Annotated in this window: 7 protein-coding genes; 3 read left to right on the forward strand and 4 right to left on the reverse strand. The window is 55.2% G+C overall.

Features of this window, described 5'->3' with window-relative positions:
* Window positions 1-182 precede the first annotated feature (182 nt).
* Together ACFVTJ_RS25215 and ACFVTJ_RS25220 are read left to right on the forward strand one after the other, a co-directional pair.
* Complete coding sequence (locus ACFVTJ_RS25215; protein WP_386911245.1) at window positions 183-1,211, forward strand: pyridoxal phosphate-dependent aminotransferase; 1,029 nt, start codon at window positions 183-185, stop codon at window positions 1,209-1,211.
* 57 nt (window positions 1,212-1,268) lie between these two features.
* Window positions 1,269-2,396 (forward strand): NAD/NADP octopine/nopaline dehydrogenase family protein, encoded by a 1,128-nt coding sequence (locus ACFVTJ_RS25220; RefSeq protein ID WP_386911246.1) that lies wholly within the window; start codon window positions 1,269-1,271, stop codon window positions 2,394-2,396.
* A gap of 246 nt (window positions 2,397-2,642) precedes the next feature.
* On the opposite strand, the gene ACFVTJ_RS25225 is transcribed toward ACFVTJ_RS25220, so the two are convergent.
* The 3 genes from ACFVTJ_RS25225 to ACFVTJ_RS25235 are packed head-to-tail and all read right to left on the reverse strand — an operon-like array spanning window position 2,643 to window position 7,071.
* Entirely contained in the window at window positions 2,643-3,773 is a 1,131-nt protein-coding gene (locus ACFVTJ_RS25225) for a DUF2218 domain-containing protein (RefSeq protein WP_386911247.1), read from the reverse strand.
* A gap of 18 nt (window positions 3,774-3,791) precedes the next feature.
* Window positions 3,792-4,916, reverse strand: a complete 1,125-nt coding sequence (locus ACFVTJ_RS25230; protein WP_386911248.1) for an ABC transporter substrate-binding protein — start codon at window positions 4,914-4,916, stop codon at window positions 3,792-3,794.
* A 7-nt stretch (window positions 4,917-4,923) separates the two neighbouring features.
* A complete protein-coding gene (locus ACFVTJ_RS25235) occupies window positions 4,924-7,071 on the reverse strand; it encodes a TonB-dependent siderophore receptor (RefSeq protein ID WP_386911249.1) in 2,148 nt (715 codons plus the stop codon).
* Window positions 7,072-7,275: 204 nt separating this feature from the next.
* Here ACFVTJ_RS25235 and ACFVTJ_RS25240 point away from each other — a divergent pair, with 204 nt between their 5' ends.
* Window positions 7,276-7,878, forward strand: coding sequence for a TetR/AcrR family transcriptional regulator (locus tag ACFVTJ_RS25240; protein WP_386911250.1), 603 nt, complete (start codon window positions 7,276-7,278; stop codon window positions 7,876-7,878).
* Here the strand turns inward: ACFVTJ_RS25240 and ACFVTJ_RS25245 are convergent.
* Window positions 7,875-8,194 (reverse strand): hypothetical protein (locus ACFVTJ_RS25245; RefSeq protein ID WP_386911251.1); only part of this gene is annotated, 320 nt, incomplete at its 5' end. The genes ACFVTJ_RS25240 and ACFVTJ_RS25245 overlap by 4 nt on opposite strands.

Raw genomic sequence — 8,194 nt, forward strand, 5'->3', positions numbered from 1 at the left:
CCTCGAGCGCATCGCCAAAGGATGGCCCAGCAGCGATCTCGATGCACTCATGCCGTGGAATTACACGCGCTGAACGGTCTCAGCTTGCCGCTTACATGTCATTGCCGCCGATCGTGTATTGATTGGCTCTCCTTTTGGTAGACTATCCAAGCGCCTTACAATCTAACATGGAAGGGTGTTTGATGTCTGTATCTTACGACGCAGGACGAGTTGTGGAAGGCAGCGGGTGGATCGCCTTACACAAAAACGAAAATCATTTTATCTCCCCAACGTGGGCAGAACGCGCGCTTCGTGCGAGCGCAAACATCAGGTTCGACTGCTATCCTGACCCATTTTCCGCTACAATCAGAGAAGAGCTCGCGAAGCTTTATGGTGTCGACTCGTCAAATATTTACGTCGGCAACGGGTCGGACGGAGTCCTGGCAGATATACTCGCCTTGCTACGGCTCAGGTTTGAACGGGTAAATCTCCCCGATGTCGGCTATAAGGTTTACGACATTTTGGCAGCACGCTATAACTATGGCGTCAGGCGGTACAGGAGTATCCTGAACGAGAAAGACACGGGTCTACTTGTGGGGCTTTCGGTCATAGACTCGCCTAACGCGATCACTGGAGCGACAGTTCCCGCGTCTGTCTATGAGAATATCGCTGGTGCATCTGCAAACTTTGTCATCTGGGACAATTGCTACGGTGACTTCGAAGACAGAAGATTACAGATCCCGGATGACATGTCGAATATGGCCATCGTTCGTAGTTTCTCCAAATATTATGGTCTTGCAGGTCTGCGGATTGGCTACTGCATCGGTAGTCCTGAGCTGGTTTCCAGCCTTAACCAGATTAAAGACGTGTACAATGTGAACGGCGTAGCCCAGGCCATGGCTATCCAGGCGCTGACCGATGCGAATGAGTTTGAAGCGTCCGCAGCTCGGATGCTGCAGGTCCGTAAGCACTTGCAAAACCTGCTTTCTCGCTACGGCTTCGACGTTGTTGAGCCGCACGGAAATTTTATCTTCACAAGTCACCCCAAGATCACCGGTAGTTCTCTTCAGAAGCATTTCGAACACTTCAATGTTCTCGTTCGAAGGTTCGGCTATCCCGAGACAGAAAACTGGCTGCGCATCACCGTTCCCAGTGAAGCGCATATGGAACGCCTCGCAGAGGCGATCCAATCGTCAGCGGCGTATGCCGAGTGGGCTCAACTGTCCAGCTGAGATTAGCGGTTAATTCCCTGAACCTGCAATCAAACAACGATTTGTGGAGGTAAACGAATGTCTGATACGTATTCTGTTTCTATAATCGGCGCAGGAAATTGCGGTTGTGCCTTTGCTGCTGATCTTTGTCAGAGGGGGATGGATGTGTTGCTTTACGGCCATCCCGATCACCGCCGTAATATCGATGCGATCCGGCAAAGAGGTGGTTTAACGGCGAGTATGAAAATCGAGGGTACTTTTCACCCTTTGACCACGACGGATATTGCCGACGCGGTTAACTTCTCGAGGTTCCTGATCATCGGCGTTCCCTCTTACGGGCACGAGACTATCGTCTCTGAACTTGAGCGATTTGACCTAAGTCACCACACCATTGCGGTTATGAGTGGAAACTTCTTCACGCTGGCCGCCTTCGGCCGGTTAAATGCCAGATTAATTCTTGAAGCCAACGGATCGACCTATGCCTCACGGATGAGCGATGGTGAGATCAAAGTAACCGGGATCAAAGCCAACCTGCCCATTGCTGCGTATCCTTCAAACATCAGCACGCGGGACCAGAAGGTGGCCGCCGATATTTTGGGGGTACCGCTACACTGGTATAAAAACATTCTCGAGATCGGGTTATTTTGTACCAACGGAGTTTTGCACGCGATTCCTTCGGTTCTAAATACTGGGTGGATCGAAAGCACCAAGGGGGATTTCTACTTTTATCGCGAGGGTATTTCACCTTCAGTGGGTAGTGTGGTGGAGGCGGCTGACAAGGAACGCCTAAAGATCTGCGAGGCTTTCGGTTTCGAGTTGCCGACTGTACTCAGCGAGTTGACGGGCTTTTACGGCGGGAACTATGAACGCCTTTCGGACTTCGCGTTCCACACGAAAGTTCATAACGCTACCAAGGCGGCGCCTGCGACCATGCATGACCGCTTTATAGCGGAAGATGTTCCCTTCGTCCTAGTGCCGTGGTGTGAGCTGGCTTCTATGGTTGGCGTCAAGGTTCCGATGATGCACGCAGTTGTAGAGCTTGCCTCGGTGATCAACAACGTTAACTATTTCGAGGCCGGGCGGAATTTGCGGCGCATGGGTATCGCGGACATGTCAAAGCGTGATCTCATGCAACTTGTCAACCACGGTCGAGTAATACCACGCGGCGTCCTTGACGATCACCGTGAGGTCATCGGGCATTTATGATGAAGTCTGAAGACTTGCTTCTGAGCTGACTAAAACACCGCTGCACCAGCCATTCTGTTGCAGCGGTGAATAGGTCCGCCATCCGTTGCGAATTAATCAGCCTTGAACAGACAAACATATTGGTCGGTCTTGGCTTAAGACCTGCGATCCTAGAGTAAAAGTTAATCTTCCGCTTATCAACGTCAGTAAAAATCTGTGCTGCTTGAACGACAGGGTTGGTGTTTCCGATCTTATCAAGAGCTTAAATCATTCTCGTTGCTGAGGCAGATAGGCATCGCCGCCCTTGGCAATGATGTCTTCTTCGCTGAGGGAACGGTGCCAGTGCGAATAGAGCACGAAGCGATCACGCGAAAGCCCCACGACATTCCTCAGGTGACGATGAATCGCACTGAAGGCCTTGTGTTCGCATCCACCCCAGAAGAAGACGGTCTCCCTACATGTCGGCCATCGAATGGAGCCAATTGCGTCCTGAAGCAGCGTCGTGCTGCCTGCACCCTTGCCGTTGCGATACAACCATTGGATAGAAATGCCGCTGGAAGAGGAAAGCTGCAATTCGTCGGCGGGTGTATCGATTTCGATAAAGGCGTGGCCGGTCGCCGTGGCTGGCAGATATTCGAGAATTCTGGCAATGCCGGGTAAAGCAGTCTCGTCTCCGGCAAGAACGTAGAAGTCTGCCGGCCCCGGACCATTCGCCGCCGGCCCCAGAATGCCGACGAGATCGCCTGACCGTGCATTCATCGCCCACAAGGTCGCGGGACCGGGATGATCATGGAGCGCGAAATCGATTGTGATTGTCTGTCTTGTCGTGTCGATGAAGCGGATCGTATAGACGCGCGTTGGAACCGCAGCATTGTCCGGCCAGACGACATGCCCACGATGGTCAAGTAGAGGCCAGCGTGGCTCGGCGATGCCGCGCGGCTGAAAAATAAGACGGCAGTGGAGCTGGTCTTTGCGGTCGTAACGCTCGAGGTTTTCGCCCTCGAAAACGATTCTGCGAAAGCGCGGCGACAGGTCCTCAACGGTCTGCACTTGCAAAATGCGCAGATCGTCGGGTAAGGTGGGGTCCGTATGATCGCCTTCCCATTGAATATCGAGATTTTCACGGGCGGCGATAAAACCGATCGGCCCGACCAGAGAATGTTTCACCCGGTTCAGGCTGCCCGGATCGGAGGCTTCTGCCGTCAACCGAAAACCGTTTGCCTTCGCCTCGAATGTGGCATCGCCGAATGGCGAATGGATATGATGAATGCCACCTGCCTTTCTTACGGTCATGTCGTGCGTTGCGATCGATTCAACAATCGGTTCGATATAGTCGTCGATCTTTTCAAACTGGACTGCAGCATGTGCGCGGTATCGGTTGTTGCTGGTCGATGGCATCGGGCGTGGTTCCCTGTCTCAGATCGCCGCCCACAGCGGTCCCTTTATGGGAAATGCTGCAAAGTCGCGATTGATGGTGTCGAGAATGGCGGTTGGATCGATATCGGCACATCGGTCCGGATGCAGCCATCTGGCTGCCTGGGCGACAAACAGCACGTTGAGGGGCAGGTTGGTAATCAACCCCGTCCATATCCCGTAAACACGCTTTGAGTGAACGCTCGGCAGGTGTTCGAAACTCGGGCGGCCCTCGATCAGGCGCAGCAATCCCTGTCGGCCAAGTTCGGCGTCGATTCCAGGGCCGATGGATGGACGCCCACCCGAAGCCCAGCCGCCACCGGAGGCGATATAGACCTCCTGCGGTGTGGCAAGAAGGTACTCAAGCGAAAGTTTCTCAAACCACGGCGCGGCCACGCCCGGAAGCGGCTGACCACCGGCCAGCGCCAACAATTTGCCCCAGTTCTTTCTGCCCGCCGCCCAGCAGCAGTCGTCGAGCGTCGACTGGACCTCTAGATAGGTCGTGACGAGCTTCGCACCTGAAACGCGCGTTGCAATGCCCGCCAGTTCCCGCTCGACAAAGGCGATGTAGGCCTCGGCTTTGTCTGAAGCACCCAGAAGTGTTCCCCACATGCGCAGGGACGCTTTCATCGCATCTACCGGGCCGCTTGCCAGCGCCTCATCGGCCGCGTTTGAGGAGGCGTCGCTGAACACCACGGGAATGCCAATCTCCTTCAGCCTCTGCAGCAGGGAATTCTCATCACCCAGCGGCGTCATGGAGGCCGTGGTCACGATCAGGTCGGGAGACAGGGCGATCAACCCTTCCAGGGAAAGCGTGTCCGGGCTCAGCGTCCCAACCGTGCTGACGGAATGGCCGTTCAGCAGGGTCGTCTGCAATTCACCGCTGTCGAGCCGATCGACGGCTGCCCATCCCACGACCAGAGAAGCAGGATCGCGATGCAGGAGCGACATCGTCAGCAGGTCATGCGCCTCCAGCAGAACGATCCTTTTCGGCAGGGCAGGGAGGTGCACCTTGCGCCCCGCCATATCCCTCACGGTAACCGGCTGCTCGGCTCCAGCGGGCTGAATGCCAGAAAGAATACCTGCTGCCGCAAAGGAGATCCAAAAGCTTCGTCTCGTTATAATCACGGCGCCATCACCATTTATATCTGAGGCCGGCGAGCACCGTGCGGCCGTTGCCGTACTGGCAATAATATTCGGAACTGCAGGAGGAGTAATAGTCCTTGTCGAGCAGGTTGGTGACGTTCAGTGTCGCCTGCAGCCCCTTGAGGTTCGGGTTCGTTGCGCCAAAATCATAACGAAGTGCGGCGTCAAGAAGGGTGTAGCCATCGGCTTTCACCGTATTGGTGTCGTTACTATAGCTGGAGCCGACGAAACGCATGCCGCCGCCGATGCTTAAGCCCTCCAGCGCACCGGATGAGATGGTGTAGTTCGTCCAGAGAGAACCGTAATAGCGCGGCACGGCCTGAGGGCGGTTACCTATGATCGATGTGATGCCGGATTCGGAAACTTCCGTGTCGAGCAGGGAAACCGCGGCGATCAATTCTAGATTGCTGCTGAGGTTTCCTCTCGCCTCGAACTCCAGCCCGCGGGAGTGGATTTCTCCCTGCTGTTCGTTGAAGCCTGATGAGGCGTTGTAATAGACGACATTCTGCTGGCGAATATCGAAAGCGGAGAGCGTGAACATGGCGTCCAGCCCTGAAGGCTGGTATTTGACGCCCACTTCATATTGCTGCGCTTCCGTCGGCTTGAACGGACTGCCATTGGCGCCAACACTGGTGGAAGGTTCGAACGAGGTGGAATAGCTGACATAGGGCGCGATGCCGTTATCGAAAAGGTAAAGCAGGCCGGCGCGATAGCTTGTTGCACTGTCGGATCGCTTTACGGATGTTCCGGCAAGGAGATTGTCAGTGTCCTGTCGGGCCCAATCGTGCCGCACCCCGAAAACACCACGCAGCCCGCCGATCTCGATCTGGTCCTGCAGATAGATGCCCGTCTGGCGAAGCGACTGATCATTGTCGATTGCCGTCATGAACGGGCCGACCGGTCGACCATAGACGGGATTGGCCACATCAAGCGGCGTCGCACCACCCAGCAGATATTCCCAATTGCTGCTTGAGTGCTGAATGTCGAGGCCGGCAAGAAGCGTATGGCCGATGGCACCGGTTTCGAACTTGAATTCAGCCTGGTTGTCGAAGGAAAAGCCTTCGACGTCCTCGATGGAATGGACAGCCCAGCGGGGAATAATACCCGTCGCGGACATTGGCCCGTTCATCTGGAGCGAACGCATATCGGTATCCACGCCGGAATACCGGAAATTCGAACGGATGGTCACCTGGTCATCGAACCTGTGCTCAAACTCGTAACCGGCGCCATACTGGGTGCGCCTGAACGCGTCGTAGTTCGGGTCCCCGACATTGAGGTCCCGACTGAGGAAACCGGCATAGCCTGCGGGCGCCAGAAACTTCGGATAAAGCGAGTTGAAATAGCCGCCTTCCGGATCGCGCTGATAATAGCTGGAAATAACGAGCGAGGTATCCTCGTCCGGCTGCCACTTGAGGGATGGCGCAATGCCGAGACGCTTTTCATCGACATCGTCATAACGCGTGCCGGCGGAGCGGCCCACAATGCCGATGCCATATTGCCATGTTCCATCTGTGGCGATGGGGCCCGTGGAATAAAGACCGCTTTGCACCCTTCCATCGGTCCCGACCTCAAGTCTTGCCTCGTTCGACTGCACGCTCGATGGCTTGCGGCTGACCTGATTGACAAGGCCGCCGGGGCTCACCTGGCCATAAAGAAGTGCTGCCGGTCCCTTCAGGACGTCGATGCGCTCAAGGAGAAACGGATCGATGGAGGGTGTTGCGAAGGCCTGGCCACGTTGAAGTTTCAAGCCATCCAGATAATTCACATAATTGGTCGCCGTGCCAAATGCGCCGAAGCCGCGCAGAAATACGGAATCGTAACGCGAATTCGAGTCCCGATCAGACAAAACACCGGCTGTGTAGCGCAGCGCTTCACCGACCGTTTGCGGGTTCTGGTCGTCGATCTGCTCGCGCGTTATGACCGTAACGGATTGCGGCGTTTCGGCTACGGGTGTTCCGGTCTTAGTTGCCGACCGAGTGGACTTGGCGACAATCACGGCGGATGTTCCAGCCGCTTCGGCATTGCCGTGAACGACGATTGTTTCCAATCGCGTGGCCTGCTCCTGCGCCAGGGCATGGGTCGCCAACAGAAAAGTTGTGGCTGTCAGAATGTTTTTAAAGGTAAGACCTTGCTTCACGAATTCGCCCCCATGGTCGAAGCTTGGGAAATCTGTTAAAGTTAATAAATCAAACGGGACCGTCCTGTCCAGTTAATATGAAGATTCTGGTCAACTTTATGTTGGCAATCGTGCGTGACGTCTTCAAACACGCCGGGCACGGACAATTGCGGAGGAAATCTGGTGTCGGAAAAAACAAATGCGACAGCGCGGGTTGGTCGACCCTTGAAGGCGGAACAGAACGCTGCAGCCGAAAGGATAATCGACGCTGCGACCACGCTCTTTGCGACGCGCGGCTTTGCCGGCACGTCTATGGAACAGGTCGCTTCGCAGTGCGGCGCAGGCAAGGATACTGTCTATCGCCGGTTTCCCTCAAAAGTCGCCCTGTTCGAAGCCGTGGTGGAACATGCCCACGCCCGAGCGGTAGCGCGGCTGAGAGAGTTGCCGATCCCACACGGCAACTCTCTTGAGCGTCTGCGTGCCCTGATGCGCGAATTGTTGCATATCAATATGGAGCCGGACCTCATTGCGCTGAAGCGTATCACCTTCAGTGAAGCGGTCGTGTTCGAGAAGAAAGCACCGATCCCGCCGCAGCCCGATCCGATCATGAGCCGGCTCGTTGATGCCGTACAGACAGCGCAGGATGCTGGCATGGTTGCTACCGGGGATGTGAGCCTGATTGCCAACCATCTCATCCACTGTCTTGTCGCAATGCCTACCTCATACGCGATGATGGGCAGCGCCGAATTTGATACAAGACAGTCTATTGACCTGTATTTCGATAGGACATGGAACTGGCTTTACAGAGGAATATCGGCAGACAGCTAACGGCAGGCGCGACCAATTTTGTGGAGGGTTCTGGATTTTGAAATCGAGCGCGCTGTCACAAATCTTCCAAAGCTTGCTAGCCGCCTCGTCTCGCGCCCAGTGCCGCGTTGTGATGCCCCGATCCAGCTGCGAAAGACGTGGATGTTCTGAGCTGCCTCGTTCAGAACTGTCGATAAATGAACGCTATCCGAGTTTGGATGTTGGAACGGGTCATTCGATCCCTGAATAGCCCCTAGATTTGTAGACGCCTTCTTTCCTAATTTTGAGGCAGGAAGAGTATCATGAGCAAATCGAATTTCAGCGAAGATTTTAAGCG

Source organism: Agrobacterium sp. NPDC058088 (assembly GCF_042885035.1).
Lineage (GTDB): Bacteria > Pseudomonadota > Alphaproteobacteria > Rhizobiales > Rhizobiaceae > Agrobacterium.